Raw genomic sequence first — 17,110 nt, 5'->3', positions numbered from 1 at the left:
TTGCTGTCAGTTCCGTCGATGCTGCTGCGCTGCGAGGCGACGAAAGATGCCGAGTTGCTAGTGCTGCGGCACGAGAACGCAGTTCTTCGCCGGCAACTGACGGGTCCCTGTCCGCTATGAGCGCACGGATCGGTTCCGGTTCGCCGCCCTGTCTGGGTTGGTGGATCGTCAGCGGTGGCGGAAGATCGTCCCCGTGACACCGGGCACCCTGCTCGCCTGGCACCGCAGACTCATGGCCCGCAAGTGGGACTACTCCGCGCGTCGACGTACCGGATGTCCACCGACTCGAGCGGCGGTCAAGACGCTCGTGCTGAGGCTCGCCCGGGAGAACCTGCGGTGGGGTCATCGGCGGATCCATGGTGAACTGGCCCGACTCGGCCATCACATCGCCCACTCGACAGTCTGGCGGACTCTGCACCAAGCGGGCATCGACACGGTACCACGCCGCAATGGCCCGACCTGGCGCGAGTTCCTCACCGCCCAGGCCCAGGGCATCATCGCGGCGGACTTCCTCCACCTCGACACCGTGCTCGGCAGGCGCCTATACGCGTTGGCGTTCCTCGAACACAGCACCCGCCGCCTGCACGTCACCGACGTCACCTCCCACCCGACTCGGGAGTGGACGACCCAGCAGGCAAGGAACCTCGCCGCCGACCTCGGACACCGGACGGAGTCCCTACGCTTCCTGCTCCGCGACCGCGACGACAAGTACAGCCACGCGTTCGACGCCGTCTTCCAGAGCGACGACCTACGCGTCATCAAGAGCGCGCCACAGGCGCCTCGGATGAACGCCCACTGCGAACGAGTCATCGGCACCCTCCGACGCGAACTCCCCGACCACATTTTGATCATGGGCGAAGCCCACGCACGACAAATCCTCAAGACCTACGCGCACCACTACAACCGCCACCGACCCCCACCAATCTCGCGGCCAACTACCACCCAAGTCCCAGCAGCACCCTGGTGCAGTACACAACCTCGACACACACAGACTGCGCCGCACCCGCATCCTCGGCGGCCTCATCAACGAATACAGACAAGCCGCCTGACCAGCAGCGATGACTTTTCGAGCGGCACAGGGGCGGCGGTGCGGGTATGGACGTCGCGGTCGAGTCGGGCGGGTTCGGTGTTCTTGCCGGCGATGGTCTTCTTCAACTGGGCGATGGTGGCGCGCAGGCGGACCTCGTCGTCGGGGGTGCCCGCGTGGTCGCGGACGGGGGCGTAGAACCGGTTGCGCAGGTCGGGGTGGCGTTGGGTCAGCGCGTTGCGGGGGACCTCGGCTCCCAGGGCGAGGGCGACGCGAAGTACTCGACCGCACCCTCATCTGGACCAACGGCACCTGCTCCGTGCGCTACGCCAGTACGAGCACTTCTGCAACACCCACCGACCCCACCAAGGCATCGTCAACGCCCGACCACTGCGCACACTGCCACCAGCCGTCACAAATCAAGCGACATTTTCCGGCAAGCACAGCGTTTCAGCGACCGGCACGCTGGTAGATCGCCGGGGTGATGCCGTAGGCGCGCTTGAACCACCGGTTGAAGTGCGCTTGATCGGAGAAACCGGTGGATGCCGCGGCATTCGCCGGTGACAGCCCGCGGGCCAGCAGCTGCCGTGCCCGACGGAGCCTGAGGATGCGCTGGTAGTCGCTTGGCGCCAAGCCGAATTCCGAGCGGAAGGCCCGGTACAGCGCGAAACGGCTGCAGCTGGCCGCCACGGCCAGGTCTTCCGCCGACAGCGGTTCGAGGAAGGCCTCGTTCAGCAGAACCTGAACCCGTCGGGCGGCCCGCCGCTGTGCCTCGCCTCCCAGCGTCCTCCGATGCGGGGCCCGTGTGGTGCCTATTTCGGCGAGCATGAGGACGGTGGCCCTGAGGAGTTCCTCTCGCGCCATGCTGCCCGAACCGTGCACCAGCGCCTTGTGCAGACGGGTCAGCGCTCCGGTGAGCAAGGGATCCGTCAGCACAGGGCGAACGAACAGGGGCATCGCCCCCGAGGCCCCATCGCCGGCCGCGTCTGCCAAGGTACCGCGCATCACGGACAGACCGACGTGCACGATGCGGTACTGATAGCCCAGTTCCGCGGCGGCATGACCATCGTGGACCTCGTCGGGGTTGAACGCCATCACCATGCCGGGACCGCTGGTGTGGTGCGCCCCGCGACAGCGGAACGTCTGGGCGCCCAGATCGGTGATGCCGAAGGAATATGTGTCATGGCTGTGCAACGCGTACACGTGATCCAGGAAGTGCGCGTGCATGGCCTCCAGCGGACGGGCCTCGTCCCGCCAGTACCGCACCCAACTGGCTCCGTTGTGCATTAACCCATTGTGGCCGCGCACAGGCGTTCAAGCCAGAACGCGGTCCAGCAGCCAGGATCCGCACATGGGAACGACGGGCAGGATCGGCAATCCATATGCGCTTCTGGCGGTGACGATGGTGCTTTGTGGAAGCGCCTTCTCCAGCTCCAAGTCGGTCGTGGAGCACGTGCCGCACTCCGTGGCAGCCTTCCTGCGTTTCGGCGGCGGTGCGCTGGCCCTGCTACTTGCCGTAGCGATGTTCGGCAGCCGTACCGCACGCGTGCCGGCCCGTGACGGATGGCTCGCGGCGGCCGCGGGTGTGCTGGGCGTTTTTGCCTACAACGGGTTCTTCTTCTGGGGACTGTCGCTCGCCCCCTCCATGGACGCCGGAATCCTCATCCCGGTCCTGAGCCCGGTCCTCACCAGTGCGTTCCTCCTGGTGACCGGTCGGGAGAAGGCGAATTGGGCACGCGTCACAGGTCTGGCACTCGGGCTCACCGGCGCGGCGATCTTCTTCATCGGAGCCGGTGGCGGTGGAGGCGGAGGGCCGTCTCGGCTCCTGGGCGATGCCCTGTTCACCCTGAGCGCTGTGTGCTGGGCGGCCTACACCCTGGCGGGACCACGCGTCCTCGCGGGTGTCGAACCGCTGACCGCCACGACCTACGCGACCTGCGCGGGCGCCCTGCTCCTCGGCGTCCTCGCCGTACCCGACGCTACCCCCTGTCGACCGGGCGTCGACGAAGCCGCACCGCCGCGACCGGCCCGGTCGATACCACGTCGGGGCTCGTCGTGCCACACCGTCGGTGACCTGCTACGCCACATCGCCCACGACGCGGTCGACGTCATCGCCCACGCCCTGAACGAGGCCGACGTCGCCTGACCCGCGGGACGCGACCACATTGCGACCACAACAGCCCAAAACGACACCAGCGGGCTTGCCTCGAAAGACAAACCCGCTGGTCATCGACCGTCGGGACGACAGGATTTGAACCTGCGACCCCTTGCCCCCAGGGATCAGGTCATGGTCTGACCTGTGAAAACGCCGAATCCGCAGGTCACGACGGCACCGTTGGATGCACTTGAGCGCAGTTCGATCCTGTTGTCACACCTTGACTTCTCCCAATGTCCTCCCACCTTCCTCCCATGGCGGGTCTCTGTCGACCGCGTTCCTCGATCACCTGCATTAACTTCTCGTGCGGAGTAGCCGAAAAGCGCTCGGCGATGTCCGTCTCGACCACCCACCGCTTGCCCTGCCACGACTCGTCAACGAGCACTTGCAGGGCATCGTGCGCCGAACGTCTCGGGCGGAACCCGAAAACGTACGGCCGCGTAATGGTTGCCATCGGCGGCGAGCGTGCCGAGGCGGTCGCGCACGAGTTCTGGGTGGAGGCTCCCATGACCGCCGTGCCCGGCGTGATCGAGTTGAGTACGCCGGGCTCAGTCGCGCCGTCCGTATTCGCCAACGGTGTCCTTCTTGGGTCAGATGCCCTTCGCCTTCACCAGGGCCCGACCTCATCGAGATCGAGCGGCAATGCGGCCTGCAGCACGAAGTAGGCGCGGCGTGCGTCCTCCGTTGAAGCACGCCTCAGCCGCCGCAGGTCGTCCTGGTGCACGTGCAGGGTATGGCGTCGGACCGGGGTGCCGGTTGGCCTGCTGCCGGTGAATTCGATCTGTGACACCACGAGGTTGCACACCACCACGCCATCGCCGATCTCGTCTCCGGCCTCGAGCCAGATGAACGCGGACTCGTTGATGGCGTAGTCCTCGCCGTCCCGCCACGCCCGCCCGGTGTACCCGTGCGACTTCGCCGTCTCGCGCAGTGCGACCAGTCGTTCGCGAGTCAGCGTGCGCAGGTCAGGTTCGCGGGCGCGCAGCAGGTTCGCCACCCACTGACGAATGCTCATGCCCTGATCCGTTCTCGTCACCAGAAGCCCCACAGCGGGGACCTCCTCGTTCCACCCGATCCTGCCCTGTCCGGCGCGGTTCAACAGCTCGTACAGCCGCTGGTTGCCCTGGATCACGGTCATCGTGCCATCCGAGTTCCGATTGATCTTGACCTGTTCGTCCGGGTTGCGCGGGTTCCTGGCGATGTTCAGCAGGTCACTGTCGGACGCATTGGGCACATTGCTGTCCGGCCGCGGCGTGGCGTCGCCGTGCTTAAGCTGCCCCGAGTCGAACAGCTCCTTCAACGTCTGCAGGTTGAAGTTCTGCGAAGTGAGACCACCCGGCTTCTTCGTGCCGGAATCGGGCGTCTTGCCGGCAGCCCCAAGCTTGCTGATGCCCTTGCCACCTGCGATCACCTCGATGATCGAGAATGCGCCACGTCCTATCGCCTCGCCGTAGTTGCCCTGGTTCCAGTCGTCGACGATGGGCGCGGTGACCGAGCCCCACAATAGGCCGCCCGCCGTGCCGGGATCGTTCCACGTGAGACTCGCGAAGTCTGCGATGCCCTGGCCACACGCGAAGATGGCCGAGACACAGTCCCATGCCTCGCCGACAGTGCTCCCGACCCCCTCGATGATGCCCACCGAGAACCCGCCGACCTGGCCGAAGAAGTCCCACGTCGCCTCGGCTGCGGTCGCGATACCACTCCCGGTCGCGGAGGCCGCGTCACCGATGGCGCTGCCGGTGTCACAGATCCAGTCGTACGCCCAGCAGTGGCCGTCGATCTCAATGCGGCTGATCGGGTTGCCGCCGGTGAAGGCGTAGCGGTTGCCGGTGAAGGGGTCGCTGCCGAGGTTAAGGTCGGCGAGGGCGCCGTTGTAGTTGTCGCGGGTGAGGAAGCGGTTGAGGCCGGGGTTGTAGTCGCGGAACCCCATGTCATAGGAGCCGGAGTTGGGGTCCCAGCGTTTGCCGTTGTAGCGGTAGAAGTTGTAGGGCTCGGTGCCGGGCTGCTGCGCCTGCGGCTTGTCGATGCCGGTGAAGGCTTCGGTGTCGTCCTTGCCGTAGGCGGTGTAGCCGTAGGTGGCGCGGGTGTCGCCGTTGTCCTTGGTGAGGGTTTCGACGTCGGTGTGGGGGTTGTAGCCGTAGTAGGAGTCCTCGGCGACCTGCGGGCCGGTGCCGTCGGTGTCCTTCTTGATCTGGGTGAGGCGCTGGCCGAAGGCGTCGTACTGGTAGGTGCGCTGGAGTTGTCCGGCGATCTCCTCGCCGACGACCTTGTCGGACAGCCCGAGGTAGGCGAAGTCCGTGGTCTTGCCGGCCTCGGTCTTGGAAGTCGTGCGGTCCAGCGGGTCGTAGGCGTAGGTAGCGGTGGTGAGTGCACCGCCCTCGCCCTGCTTGCTGTGCTGGGTGGTGCGGTCGAAGCCGTCGTACTTGTAGGACTCGATGATCTTCCCGCCGCCGGTGACGGTGTCGAGGCGGCCGAACGGGTCGTAGTTGTAGGCCGCTGTCACGCCGGATGTGGTCGCGGTGAGCAGGCGGTTGAAGTAGTAGTTGAAGGTGGTGGTCTTGCCTTCGAGGGTCTGGCTGGTGACGTTGCTGTTGGCGTCGTGGACGTAGTCCTCGGTCTCCAGCACCGCGCCGGCCGCGGACTTCTTGGTCAGGTTGCGGAGGCGGTCGAGCGGGTCGTAGGCGTACTCGCGCACCTCGTCCAGGTATGCCGTGGCGTTGTCGGCGTTCTGGATCTTGGAGGCGTCCCGGACGCGGTGGCCGTTGGCGTTGTACTCGATCTGGTGTTCGGCGACCAGGGTGTTGTCGGTCTTGCGTTCGGCCTGGGAGGCGAGCGCTCCGTCGAGGTGGTAGCCGTAGGTCACCTTGTTGCCGTTGGGCTTGGTCTCCTGCAGCACCTGGCCGCGGTCGGTGTAGCTGTAGGCGGTGACCTTGGGTTGACCGCCGGTCTCGGTGTTGGTTACCTGGTCGACCAGGTCACGCGGGTTGTAGCGGAATACCGACGACTGCCGGTCGTGGCCGCGGGTCAGCGGTGAGCCGTTCTCGTTGTAGGAGAACGTGGTCGTGCCCTTGACCACCGCGGCGAGCTTCTCCTCGACCTTGGCCAGCTGGTTGAGGCCGTTGTAGGTCATCGCGTAGGCGTCGACCTTCGCGCCGGGTGAGGAGTCGGTCAGTGAGAGCAGGTTGCCATTGGCGTCGTAGGAGTGGGTGAAGGTCTTCTTCTCGTTGTCGATGTCGGCGCTGTGGTCGCGGACCAGCTTGACCGCGTCGGCGAGCACCATGCCGTTCGCGGCGTCGGACACGGTGACCTTCGCCTTGTCGCCCGCAGTGAAGCTGTGCCCGCCGAGGCTGACCCATTGACCGCCGTTCTTGGTCTGGTCGACCGGGACGGTGGTCTGCGCGGCACCATTGTCGATCTTGTAGGGGGTGTTGGTGGCCACGCCGGTCAGGCCGGTGGCGTACTTGACGAACACCTCGTAGGTGCCGTCCTGCGGAATGACCGGCTTCCAGGTGAACGTCGCCGCGCCGGTCCCGGCCGGGGCGCTGCGGTGGTTGGTGTTCTGGTAGCCGCTGCCGGCGGTACGCACCGTCCAGGTGCCGACCGTCTCGACGAAGCCGGCGTCGGTGTTGTCGGTCAGCGCCACATGGCTGCCGACCGGGACTCCGTCGTCGGAGCGGGACTTGAGCTTGCCGTCCGGGTAGTAGTCCCACACCATCGTGCGGTTGGACGAACCGCCCGCGCTGGTCAGCGTGCGGACCTTCTGCTGCCCCAGATCGGTGTAGTCGTAGGCGGTGACGATGTCCCACGGATCGGTCGGTCAGCCCGCTCGCCGCCAGCTGAAGACGCGTGCTCGGCTACCTGGGCTGTGGTGGGAGGCGACGCGCGAGGTTGGGCTCAGCGGCGGAACGCCAAGCCGACCACGCTGCCGGGAACCAGGCCGACGAGCCGGACCCGACCGGTTTCCAGGTCGATCCGGCAGACCCGCGCACCCGACGCGACCAGGGCTGCACCGTCCGGGGCGATGTCGAAGCCGTTGGTACGGCCGATGTGGACACCTAGCCGTCCGACGGTGAACAGCCGGCCGGTGTTGGGTGACACCACCGGGGTGACGCCTGCCCGGGTGCCCTGGGTGACCAGGGTGCCGTGTCCGGAGTCGATCGCGTACAGCGTCGTGCTGGTGGCCCCGGCCACGCTGTTGGTGTAGCCGCGGCAGTGACCGCGGGCGCCGACCCGCCGTCGATGTGGACCAACGTGCCGTCGATGGCGGCGACCGCGCCGGTGTCCGGGTGCAGGCCGTCCTCGGTCAGCAGGTGCACGTCGTTGCCCGGGGCGGTGACTCCTGCGGTGCCGGGTGCGACGAGCACGGCCGCGAGCGCGGCGATCCCGACGAACGCAGTGATGCGGGATGCGGATGAACGCCTCCTGTTGTGGTGAACGCCCCTGTCTACGAAGCCCGAACGGGTTCTGTTGAAAGGCCGGGCAATCCGTGTCGCCCCTTCGCCACGAACACCCACCGAGTGGGAGGCAGACCATCGGCTGCCGCCGCCCTCGCTGCGCTGCCACCAGCTTGAGCAGCGTCGTCGCGCGCTGCTCGGGTGGTCCGCAGGGGGGCTGCGGACCACCACCTCGGCAGTGGTGTCGAGACCCTTCCGGTCAGCGGTGTTTGGCCATGCCGAGTTGCAGCACGTCGAGGTAGCCGGAGCGGAAGCCGGCTTCGCAGTAGGAGAGGTAGAACTCCCACAGGCGGCGGAAGGTGTCGTCGAAGCCCGTCGCCGCGATCTGCGGCCAGTTGTCGAGGAAGCGGGTGCGCCAGTGGTGCAGGGTGCGGGCGTAGTCGGGTCCGAGTGAGCGCTGTTCGGTGATGGCGAGTGCGGTGTGCCGTCGCACGGTGTCCTGGATGGCGGGGACGGAGAGCAGTTGGCCGCCCGGGAAGATGTACTTGTGGATCCAGGTGTAGGAGCGGCGGGTTGCCAGGAGCCGGTCGTGGGGCATGGCGATGGCCTGTAGCCCGACCCGGCCGCCCGGCTTGAGCACGCGGTCGAGGGTTTGGAAGTAGGTGGGCCAGTAGTCGGCGCCCACGGCTTCGATCATTTCCACGGACACCACGGCGTCGTAGCTGCCGTGGGCTTCGCGGTAGTCGCGCAGCAGCACCTGCACGCGGTCGGCGAGTCCGGCTCGGGCGATGCGTTGTTCGGCAAGGTGCTTCTGCTCGGCGGAGATGGTGAGCGTGGTGACGCGGGCGCCCCTGCGGGCGGCGCGGATCGCCAGCGCGCCCCAGCCGGTGCCGATCTCGAGCAGGTGGGTGCCGGCGCGCACGTCGGCGAGGTCGAGCACACCGTCGATCTTGCGCAGCTGGGCGGTGTGCAGGTCGTCGCTGCCGGGGGCGAACCAGGCCGAGGAGTAGGTCATCGATTCGTCCAAGAACGCGGCGAACAAATCGTTGGACAGGTCGTAGTGGCGGTGGATGTTCGCCCGCGCTCCCTCGACGGTGTTGCGCTCGTGCGCGGGTTGGCGGGCGTCGACCCAGCGGCGCAACACCTGCAACGGCCTGGGCACGAGGTCGGCCATGCGGGCGGCGAACGGGGTCAACAGGGCTGCGGGGTCGTTGCTGGTCCAGTCACCGGCCATGTAGGCCTCGCCGAAGCCGATCTTGGCGTCCGCCCCGAGTCGGCGGAAGAACGCTCCCGGGCGCACGATCCGCATCACGGGCGAGTCCGGGCCGCCCGCTCCCAGCCGCTCGCCGCCCGGCAGCGCCACCCGGACCGGCAGCGTTCTCACGGCGTGCTGGAACACCAGTCGTGCGGCGGCGGCGCGGGCGGCGGAGTGCCGCGGCTCGTGCAGGCCCGGCCAATGCCAGGCCCTGCCAGTGAGCGCGGTGTCCGCCTGCCGGGTGGGTGAAGTGGTCATCGGACACCTTCCTGTGCGTTGTGCGGTGTGCGGGGGACGACGGGCAGTCGGCGCAGCCACAGGGCGATGCCGTGGCAGCGGATCAGCGCGCTGACCCGGTGGGTCGGCAGCGGGTGGCGCCACAGCAGGCGCAGCAGAGTCCACGGCGTGGCCGGTCGGCGGACGCCGGTCAGCGAGGCGCTGAACGGTGTCCGCGAGCCTTGGCGCAGGCTGATCGCCACGGACAGGCGCTCGGCGGGCCGGGCCAACCGCATCACGTAGCGCCCTTCGACGGTCAGGAACGGGGAGACGTAGAACGCCTTGTCGGTCTCCACGCGTCCGCCGGGGTCGGGGCGCAGCAGGTAGCAGTGCCGTTCGCCGTAGGTGTTGTGCACCTCGGCCACCACGCAGACGGGCTCGTCGTCGGGGTCGTGGCACCAGTACACGGTGATCGGGTTGAACACGTGGCCGAGCACGCGGGCGTTGGTCAGCATCAGCACGCGTCCGCCCCGCAGGTCCACGCCCTGGCCCGCGAGCCAGGTGTCGAGGTTCTCCCGGATGCCGCGATCGGAGCTGCCCAGGTGGTCGACTGCGCGGAACTGTGCCACCGGGCGCAGCCACCTCGGCACGGTGGGGAGCCGGTCGAGGTCGACCAGCCACAGGTAGGTGCGGTGGCGGAACGTCCGGCGCACCGGGTGGCGGCGCGTGTGGGTGACCACGGCGTCGTACAGCGCGGCTGCGGTCACCAGTCGACGCCGAGTGCCGCGGCGGCTCGCACGCCGGAGGCGCAGCCGTCCTCGTGGAATCCCCAGCCGTGGTAGGCGCCGGCGAACGCGGTCGATCCGGTGTTCAACCCGGGCAGGCGACGCTGCGCGGCGACCGACTCGGGCGTGTACACCGGGTGCTCGTAACGCATCCGGGCGATCACCGACGACTCCGCGATCCGGTCGGTGGCGTTGAGCGTGACCAGGTAGTCCTGTGGTTCGGCCAGCCGCATCAGCCGGTTCATGTGGTAGCTGACCAGCACGGGCCCGTCGTCGGAGCGGCAGTGGGGCTTGAGGTAGTTCCACGAGGCACGCGCATCCGACGATCGCGGAAGCAGGGAGGCATCGGTGTGCAACCAGGTCTCGTTGCGCGAGTAGCGGAAGGCTCCCAGCACCTCGCGTTCGTCGTCGGTCGGGTCGGCCAGCAACGCCAGCGCCTGGTCGGGGTGCGTGGCGATGACGACCTTGTCGACCCGGTGGACCTCGTCGCCGTCGTCGCGGACTTCGACGCCGCGCCCTGTGCGGGTCACGGCCCGTACCGGGCTGGACAGGTGCACGGCGGTCAACTGCTTGGCCGCGCGCTCGACGTAGTTGCGAGAGCCACCAACCACCGTCTTCCACTTCGGCGAGCCGGTGATCGACAGCATCCCGTGGTTGTGCAGGAACTCGAACAGGTACCGGGCCGGGTAGCGCAGGCTGGTGACCTGGTCGGCCGACCACACCGCCGACACCACGGGCACGACGAAGTGGTCCACGAAGAACCTGCTGTACCCGCCGATGGCCAGGAACGCGGCGAGCGTGACGCCGTCGGCCGCCGGGTCGTGCAGCACGCGCCGGGCGTTCCGGTGGAATCTCGTGACCTCCGCGAGCATCCGCAGGTACGGCCCACGCGTCGTGTTCGAGGGTTGGGCGAAAAGCCCGCCCAAACCTCTGGCGCCCGCGTACTCCAGACCGCACCCCTCGCAGCGCACGCTCATCGACATCTCGGTGGCCTGCGTGCGCACACCCAGTTCGGCGAACAGCCGCAGCAGGTGGGGGTAGGTGCGTTCGTTGTGGACGATGAAGCCGCTGTCGATGGCGACGGTGCCGCCGTCGTCGGACACGACGTCGTGGGTGTGGGCGTGGCCGCCCAGGCGCGGACCGGCCTCGAACAGCAGCACGTCGTAGCGGCGTTGCAGCAGGTAGGCGGCGGTCAGGCCGGCGACTCCCGCGCCGATCACGGCGACGCGGCGGGGTGTGGTCGTCATCGGGTTCCTCGGGGCAGGGCGACGGAGAGTCCGTGCGGGGCAGGGGCGGTCATCGCCTCGGCGATCAGGGCATCGGTGGCGGTGGGGTCGAACGCGCCGCGCACGAACCGGCGGACCAGCCCGCTCCAGTCGGCACGCCGCCGCAGCATGGTGTGGCCGCTGTCGTGCACGACGAACCGGCAGGTCGTCGCAGTGGCCTGTTTCGCGCGCACCGCGTAGCGGTAGGACGCCCGTGGATCGGTCCACCGATCCACGTCGCCGTGGGCGAGCAGGACAGCACGCCCGCGGAGCTGGTCGACCGGTTCACCGGGTTCGATCCAGGGCGCCAACGCGCACACCGCGGTGACGGCGGGGTCGTCGGCGATCCGGAGGGCGGTGCGTGCGCCCATCGAGTGGCCGACCAGGGCGACCCGCGCCCCGGGGTGCCGTTCGCGCAGCCGGGCCAATGCCCAGCGGGCGTCGCGCACCGGGTCGCGGTCGGGTTCGTTCCACCCCCGGTACCGGTAACGCAACAGCCAGACGGCGGGCACCGTCCGGCTGAGGTCCCGGGCGAACGGCACCATCCGCTGGTAGGCCAGGTTGGCCCGGCTCGCGGGTTCACAGCTGCGAGCACGACCGCCCGGTATGACCAGTACCGCGGAGCCGGCCGTCGTCGGCTGACCCCAGCTCTGGATCGAGGGCTGCCGGACCCGCCCGGTGTCGGAGTGGAGGTGTGACACGACCAGCATTCGGCGCACATCATCCACCAGATGGGTGCTGTGTCGCGCGTCACATTTCCTGGTTGGGCCAACCCGCCGTGCCCGTGGTCTCGAACCACCCGGGAAGCCGACGGTGAAGGGGACGACGTGCAGGACAGGAAGACCGGACACGCCGCGGTGCTGGCCGATGTCGTGGAGCGGGTGTTGGGCACCGCGTTGCCGGTGGGGCTGCGGGCCTGGGACGGCAGCGAGGCCGGCCCGTCCGACGGTCCGCGGGTGGTGCTGCGGTCGCCCCACGCCCTGCGCCGGTTGCTGTGGAACCCCGACGAACTCGGCTTGGCCCGCGCCTACGTCTCCGGTGACCTCGACGTCGAAGGCGACATCACGACCGGGCTGCGCCGGTTCTGGGCCTTGGCCCGAGCCGACCGCCCGCGCCGCGGGCTCACCGTCTCCGAACGCGTGGCGCTGCTTCGCACGGCCATCCGGCTCGGTGTGCTCGGTCCCCGCCCGCGACCGCCGGCCGAAGAGGCCAGGCTGGCGGGCGGCCTGCACACCCGCCGCCGGGACCGTGCGGCCATCGCCCACCACTACGACCTGAGCAACGAGTTCTACCAGCTCGTCCTCGACCCGAGCATGGCCTACTCCTGTGCGTACTGGGCCGTCGAAGGACCCGGCTATGAGCTCGTCGACGCCCAGCGGGACAAGCTGGAGCTGATCTGCCGCAAGCTCGACCTGCGCCCGGGGATGCGCCTGCTGGACGTCGGGTGCGGGTGGGGCTCGCTGCTGCTGTACGCCGCCCGCCACCACGGCGTGCACGCCACCGGGGTGACGCTGTCACGACAGCAGCACGCCCACGTCAGCCGCCGGATCACCGAACTGGGCCTGCGGGACGCCGTCGAGGTCCGGTTGCAGGACTACCGGGAGATCAGCGACGCGCCGTTCGACGCGGTGGCGTCGATCGAGATGGGCGAACACGTCGGCGAGCAGAACTACCCGGTGTACGCCTCGACCCTGCACCGCCTGCTGCGCCCCGCGGGTCGACTGCTGTTGCAGCAGATGTCGCGTGGAGCCACGGCGCCGGGCGGCGGCGCGTTCATCGAGTCCTACGTCGCGCCCGACATGACCATGCGACCGCTGAGCCGCACGTTGGCACACCTGGAGAACGCCGGGCTGGAGATCCGCGACGTGCACGCCCTGCGCGAGCACTACGTGCGCACGGTCCGGGAGTGGGCGGCCACCCTTGAACGGCGCTGGGACGAGGTCGTCGCACTGGTCGGCGAAGGTCAGGCCAGGGTGTGGCGGCTCTACCTGGCCGGCGGGGCGCTGGCCTTCGAGGACAACCGCATGGGCGTGGACCAGATCCTCGCCGTGCGCCCGACCACCGACGGCGCGAGTGGTATGCCATGGCACCGCACCGACCCCTTGGCTCTGGACAGCGCGGCATCCGGCGGTGACACGTGACCTGGCCGGAACTGCCCGCCGGGTTGCCCCTCAACCTCGCGATCAGCGCCGCCGTGGTGGCGCTGCTCATGGTGGTCACCTTCACGGTCTCCGTGGTCAGGAATCGGCACGACACCCTCGACATCGCCTGGGGCCCGGGCTTCGCGCTGATCGCGAGCACGACGTTCCTGCTCTCCAGCGGCCAGGACGACACCACGACGCGGGTGTTGGTCACGGTGCTGACCGTGGTGTGGGGCGTCCGCCTCGCGGTCCACATAGGATTGCGCAGCCGGGGTGAGCCCGAGGACCACCGCTACGCCGAGATGCGCCGGCGTGCCAGGGGAAACCCTCACCTGCACGTGCTGGTGCGCGCGTACGTGGCGCAGGCCATCGTGCTGTGGCTGGTGTCGCTGCCGGTCCAAGTCGCCCAGTACGGCACCGGCGTCCACCCGGCGTTGATGGCCGCTGGAGCGGTGTTGTGGCTGGTGGGAGTGGTGTTCGAGGCGGTCGGCGACTGGCAGTTGCAGCGCTTCCGGGCCGACCCGGGCAACCGGGGCCGGGTGCTCGACCGGGGCTTGTGGCGCTACACCCGGCACCCGAACTACTTCGGCGACGCCTGCGTCTGGTGGGGCCTGTTCCTGCTCGCCTGCTCCTCCTGGCACGGCCTCGTGACCGTCGTGTCACCGGTGCTCATGACATTCGTCCTCGCGAGAGGAACGGGCAAACCGATGCTCGAGGAGCACCTGCGCCGTCGACGTCCCGCTTATGCCGACTACGTGCAGCGCACGAGCGGCTTCTTCCCGCTGCCTCCCCGCCGTGCCGCTCGCCGCTTCGGGGATCGGTCGACATGACGCGGGCCGTGCGAACCAATCTGATCCGCGTCCGGCGACGAACGAGAGGTAGCCGCTCGACTCGTCCTCCTATCGGTTGATCTCCCTCGTGGACGAGCCGGGCAAGGGCTCGGCGATGAGTAACTGTCAAGGACGATTCGATCGGGAAGGGGCACGATGGCAGGGCGTGAGCGCAAGCTCCAGGCCGTATCCGCCGACACCCACGACGGGAGCGACGCCACCGCCGAGGAGTTGCTGAGCCTGGTGGCGCGCGGTGACGACAAGGCGTTCGCCCGGCTGTACGACGTGGTGGTGAGCAGAGTGTTCAGCCTGGTGCGTCGGGTGGTGCGCGATCACGCGCAGTCGGAGGAGGTCACTCAGGAGGTGCTGGTCGAGGTGTGGCGCACCGCCGCCCGCTACGACCGGCAACGCGGCAGCGCGCTGACGTGGGTGATGACCATGGCGCACCGCCGCGCCGTGGACCGGGTCCGTTCCGCGCAGGCCGCGACCCGGCGCGAGGACATCGCCGCCCGCCGCGACGTCGAGACACCGTTCGACACGGTCAGCGAGCAGGTCGCCGCCCGCATCGAACAGCGGCAGGTGCGCCGCTGCCTGTCCACGTTGACCGACCTTCAGCGAGAGTCCATCCTCCTGGGCTATTTCCAGGGCTACACATACCCGGAGACCGCGTCCGTGCTCGGCATCCCGCTGGGCACGGTCAAGACCAGGATGCGCGACGGCTTGATCAGACTCCGAGACTGCCTGGGGGTGACCCGATGACCGACGACACCGCGCGCATCGAAGCGCACACGCTGATCGGCGCCTACGTGCTCAACGCCGTCGCCGATACCGAGCGCCGCCTCTTCGAGGACCACATCGCGGGCTGCTCGAGCTGCGCACGGGAAACGGCCGAACTGTTCGAGGCAACGGCGCTGCTGGCCGGTGAGACTGCGGTCGAGCCTCCGGCCCACCTGCGCGACCGGGTACTGGCCGCCGTCGCCGACACCCGCCAACTGCCACCGGGAACCGGGAATCCTGCGGGCCCACCACCCGAAGCGCACTTCCCGCGCCCAGGCGGATCCACGGGCCAAAGCCTGTGGTTGCGCAGGACCGCGACGCTGGCCGCCGCGGCGGGCATCGCGGTCGCCGTGACGCTGGGCATCCAGGCCGTGGACACCAACAATCGGCTGGAACGCGACCTGCAAGCCTTGGAACAGGTCAACACCCGCAACAGCCAGGTCGCCGAACTGCTGGCCGCACCGGACGCCAAGCTCGTCCGCGGTGAGGTCGCAGGCGGTGGTACGGGCACTGTCGTGGCGTCGGCGACCAAGGGACAGGTGGTGTTCCTCGCCGACGGGCTGGCACGGCTGCCCGAGGACCGCACCTATCAGATGTGGCTGATCGGCGCCGACGGCCCACGTCCGGCCGGTCTGCTCGCGTCCTCCGACGAACATCCCGATCCGTTGCTCGCCAGTGGTTTCACCGGCCGGGAAGCCGTGGGCCTGACCGTGGAGCCACGAGGCGGATCCCCTCGGCCCACGACCCCGACCGTGGTGGTTCTCCCGCTCGTCTGAGCAACACCTGACCGAAAGAGGCAATCCGCAGGGAGGCCGGCTGCGAACACCTGGTATGAACGCATCCACGCCCAGGCAGTCGTCCGACACCGCGGTGCCGCGGCTGCCGCTGTTGGCGGCAACTGCGGTGGGCCTGATCGCCGTGGCCGCCGCATTGGCCGCGGGACACCTCGTGGCCGCGCTGATAGACCCGTTCGCCTCGCCGTTCCTGGCCGTGGGCAACACCGCGATCGATCTGACACCGCACCCGGTCAAGGACTTCGCGATCCGCACGTTCGGTGAGGACGACAAGATCGTGCTGCTGGCGGGCATGGCGTTCGTCATCGCCGCCGCGGCCGTCCTGGCCGGACTGCTGTCCCGCCGCGGTCCGCTGCCCGGAACGCTCCTGGCCGCGGCGCTGGGGGTGCTCGGTGTCGCGGCGGTGCTCACCCGCCCCACGCTGGCCCCGATCGCCGTGCTGGCACCGTTGGCCGGCCTGGTCGTGGGTGTGCTGATCTTCCGGTGGCTGCACGGGCTCGCCCGCCGCACCTCTGCGGGCAAGCCCGGTGCGGACAAGCCGCAGCCTGTCAACGACACCGTCGACAGCGCCGGTCCACCACAGACGCGTGCGCTGGACTGGTCGGTTCCCGGCTTGGGGCGCCGCCGCTTCCTGATCACCTCCACCGCTGTCGCCACCGCGGCCGGGGTGACCGCCGGCGCGGGGCAGTTCATCGGCGGACGGGTCGACGTGGAGGCCTCCCGCCGCTCCATCCGGCTCACCCCGGACGTGACCGCGCCACCGATCCCCACGGGATCTCCACCACGAACTTCATCGGCGTGTCCCTTCGCGACATCCTCGCCGAAGCAGGCGTGCAACAAGGCTCAGACCAGCTCGCGACGCGCAGCGTGGACGGCTGGACCTGCGGCACACCCGTCGAGGACATCATGAAACCCGACAGCGACGCGCTGCTGGCCATCGGCATGAACGGCGAACCGCTGCCCGCCGAGCACGGCTTCCCCGTGCGCATGGTCGTGCCCGGCCTGTACGGGTTCGTCTCGGCCACCAAGTGGCTGGTCGACGCCGAACTCACCACCTTCGCCGACTTCGACGCCTACTGGGTCAAACGCGACTGGGCACGACGAGCCCTGATCAAGACCATGTCCCGCATCGACCGGCCCAAGGCCTTCGAACAGGTGCCCGCGGGCAGGTTCGTCGCCGCCGGGGTCGCCTGGGCACAGCACAAAGGCATCGACAAGGTCGAGGTCCGCGTCGACGGCGGCCCCTGGCAGGCCACCGCCTTGAGCACGGAGGTCAACGTCGACACCTGGCGGATGTGGCGCGCCGAACTCGAGCTCCCCGCCGGCTCGCACACCCTGGAAGTCCGCGCCACCGACCGAACCGGTTACACCCAGACCAGCGAACGCGCCGAACCCATCCCGGACGGCGCCGCCGGATGGCACACGATCGTGTTCACCGCACGACCCTGACCACCTGTGCAACGGCCGGCGC

General features: G+C 69.0%; 13 protein-coding genes and 2 pseudogenes. 7 read left to right on the top strand and 8 right to left on the bottom strand.

Going from position 1 to position 17,110, the window contains the following annotated elements:
- Window positions 1–232 precede the first annotated feature (232 nt).
- A pseudogene (locus F4560_RS45950) lies at window positions 233–856 on the top strand (IS3 family transposase); the annotation flags it as partial.
- A gap of 167 nt (window positions 857–1,023) precedes the next feature.
- Here F4560_RS45950 and F4560_RS45400 read toward each other — a convergent pair.
- Window positions 1,024–1,155 carry a hypothetical protein gene (locus F4560_RS45400; protein WP_281392378.1) on the bottom strand — a complete coding sequence of 44 codons (132 nt, stop codon included), beginning with the start codon at window positions 1,153–1,155 and terminating at the stop codon, window positions 1,024–1,026.
- A 322-nt stretch (window positions 1,156–1,477) separates the two neighbouring features.
- The gene (locus tag F4560_RS04310; protein WP_184916500.1) at window positions 1,478–2,314 is read right to left on the bottom strand and encodes an AraC family transcriptional regulator; all 837 of its coding nucleotides are present in this window, start codon (window positions 2,312–2,314) and stop codon (window positions 1,478–1,480) included.
- A 109-nt stretch (window positions 2,315–2,423) separates the two neighbouring features.
- Between F4560_RS04310 and F4560_RS04305 the strand changes: the two genes are divergently transcribed.
- Window positions 2,424–3,173, top strand: coding sequence for a DMT family transporter (locus F4560_RS04305; RefSeq protein ID WP_221483333.1), 750 nt, complete (start codon window positions 2,424–2,426; stop codon window positions 3,171–3,173).
- 616 nt (window positions 3,174–3,789) lie between these two features.
- On the opposite strand, the gene F4560_RS04300 is transcribed toward F4560_RS04305, so the two are convergent.
- The 6 genes from F4560_RS04300 to F4560_RS04275 form a co-directional block, all read right to left on the bottom strand.
- Window positions 3,790–6,897, bottom strand: a complete 3,108-nt coding sequence (locus tag F4560_RS04300; protein ID WP_246477721.1) for a golvesin C-terminal-like domain-containing protein — start codon at window positions 6,895–6,897, stop codon at window positions 3,790–3,792.
- A 179-nt stretch (window positions 6,898–7,076) separates the two neighbouring features.
- Window positions 7,077–7,715: a DUF4394 domain-containing protein gene (locus tag F4560_RS44060; RefSeq protein WP_184928890.1), complete on the bottom strand. Its 639-nt coding sequence runs from the start codon at window positions 7,713–7,715 to the stop codon at window positions 7,077–7,079.
- 120 nt (window positions 7,716–7,835) lie between these two features.
- A complete protein-coding gene (locus F4560_RS04290; protein WP_184916494.1) occupies window positions 7,836–9,089 on the bottom strand; it encodes an SAM-dependent methyltransferase in 1,254 nt (417 codons plus the stop codon).
- On the bottom strand, window positions 9,086–9,814 hold the full coding sequence (locus F4560_RS04285; protein ID WP_184916491.1) for a DUF1365 domain-containing protein: 729 nt from the start codon (window positions 9,812–9,814) through the stop codon (window positions 9,086–9,088). The genes F4560_RS04290 and F4560_RS04285 overlap by 4 nt, the downstream gene beginning before the upstream one ends.
- Window positions 9,811–11,079 (bottom strand): NAD(P)/FAD-dependent oxidoreductase, encoded by a 1,269-nt coding sequence (locus F4560_RS04280; RefSeq protein ID WP_184916488.1) that lies wholly within the window; start codon window positions 11,077–11,079, stop codon window positions 9,811–9,813. Before F4560_RS04280 ends, F4560_RS04285 begins: the two co-directional genes overlap by 4 nt.
- Entirely contained in the window at window positions 11,076–11,807 is a 732-nt protein-coding gene (locus tag F4560_RS04275; protein WP_184916485.1) for an alpha/beta hydrolase, read from the bottom strand. The genes F4560_RS04280 and F4560_RS04275 overlap by 4 nt, the downstream gene beginning before the upstream one ends.
- A 117-nt stretch (window positions 11,808–11,924) precedes the next feature.
- Here F4560_RS04275 and F4560_RS04270 point away from each other — a divergent pair, with 117 nt between their 5' ends.
- The 5 genes and pseudogenes from F4560_RS04270 (at window position 11,925) to F4560_RS46775 (ending at window position 17,088) form a co-directional block, all read left to right on the top strand.
- Window positions 11,925–13,238, top strand: a complete 1,314-nt coding sequence (locus F4560_RS04270) for a class I SAM-dependent methyltransferase (RefSeq protein ID WP_312868417.1) — start codon at window positions 11,925–11,927, stop codon at window positions 13,236–13,238.
- A gap of 68 nt (window positions 13,239–13,306) precedes the next feature.
- On the top strand, window positions 13,307–14,068 hold the full coding sequence (locus F4560_RS04265) for a DUF1295 domain-containing protein (protein ID WP_184928889.1): 762 nt from the start codon (window positions 13,307–13,309) through the stop codon (window positions 14,066–14,068).
- 156 nt (window positions 14,069–14,224) lie between these two features.
- Window positions 14,225–14,827: an ECF RNA polymerase sigma factor SigK gene (sigK, locus tag F4560_RS04260; protein WP_184916478.1), complete on the top strand. Its 603-nt coding sequence runs from the start codon at window positions 14,225–14,227 to the stop codon at window positions 14,825–14,827.
- Window positions 14,824–15,621, top strand: a complete 798-nt coding sequence (locus F4560_RS04255; protein WP_184916475.1) for an anti-sigma factor — start codon at window positions 14,824–14,826, stop codon at window positions 15,619–15,621. Before sigK ends, F4560_RS04255 begins: the two co-directional genes overlap by 4 nt.
- A 55-nt stretch (window positions 15,622–15,676) precedes the next feature.
- Window positions 15,677–17,088: pseudogene (locus tag F4560_RS46775) on the top strand (molybdopterin-dependent oxidoreductase).
- The last annotated feature ends 22 nt before the right edge of the window (window positions 17,089–17,110 follow it).

It is taken from the genome of Saccharothrix ecbatanensis, assembly GCF_014205015.1.
Lineage (GTDB): Bacteria > Actinomycetota > Actinomycetes > Mycobacteriales > Pseudonocardiaceae > Actinosynnema > Actinosynnema ecbatanense.
Note: the sequence above shows the minus strand (reverse complement) of the source record. Positions and strands in the feature narration are given on the sequence as shown.

Excerpts from the sequence above, each read along its gene's own strand:
- sigK (WP_184916478.1), top strand. The coding sequence starts at position 14,225 with ATGGCAGGGCGTGAGCGCAAGCTCCAGGCCGTATCCGCCGACACCCAC.
- F4560_RS04275 (WP_184916485.1), bottom strand. The coding sequence starts at position 11,807 with ATGCTGGTCGTGTCACACCTCCACTCCGACACCGGGCGGGTCCGGCAG.
- F4560_RS04310 (WP_184916500.1), bottom strand. The coding sequence starts at position 2,314 with ATGCACAACGGAGCCAGTTGGGTGCGGTACTGGCGGGACGAGGCCCGT.
- F4560_RS04255 (WP_184916475.1), top strand. The coding sequence starts at position 14,824 with ATGACCGACGACACCGCGCGCATCGAAGCGCACACGCTGATCGGCGCC.
- F4560_RS04290 (WP_184916494.1), bottom strand. The coding sequence starts at position 9,089 with ATGACCACTTCACCCACCCGGCAGGCGGACACCGCGCTCACTGGCAGG.
- F4560_RS44060 (WP_184928890.1), bottom strand. The coding sequence starts at position 7,715 with ATGGTCTGCCTCCCACTCGGTGGGTGTTCGTGGCGAAGGGGCGACACG.
- F4560_RS04300 (WP_246477721.1), bottom strand. The coding sequence starts at position 6,897 with ATGGTGTGGGACTACTACCCGGACGGCAAGCTCAAGTCCCGCTCCGAC.
- F4560_RS04265 (WP_184928889.1), top strand. The coding sequence starts at position 13,307 with ATGGTGGTCACCTTCACGGTCTCCGTGGTCAGGAATCGGCACGACACC.
- F4560_RS04280 (WP_184916488.1), bottom strand. The coding sequence starts at position 11,079 with ATGACGACCACACCCCGCCGCGTCGCCGTGATCGGCGCGGGAGTCGCC.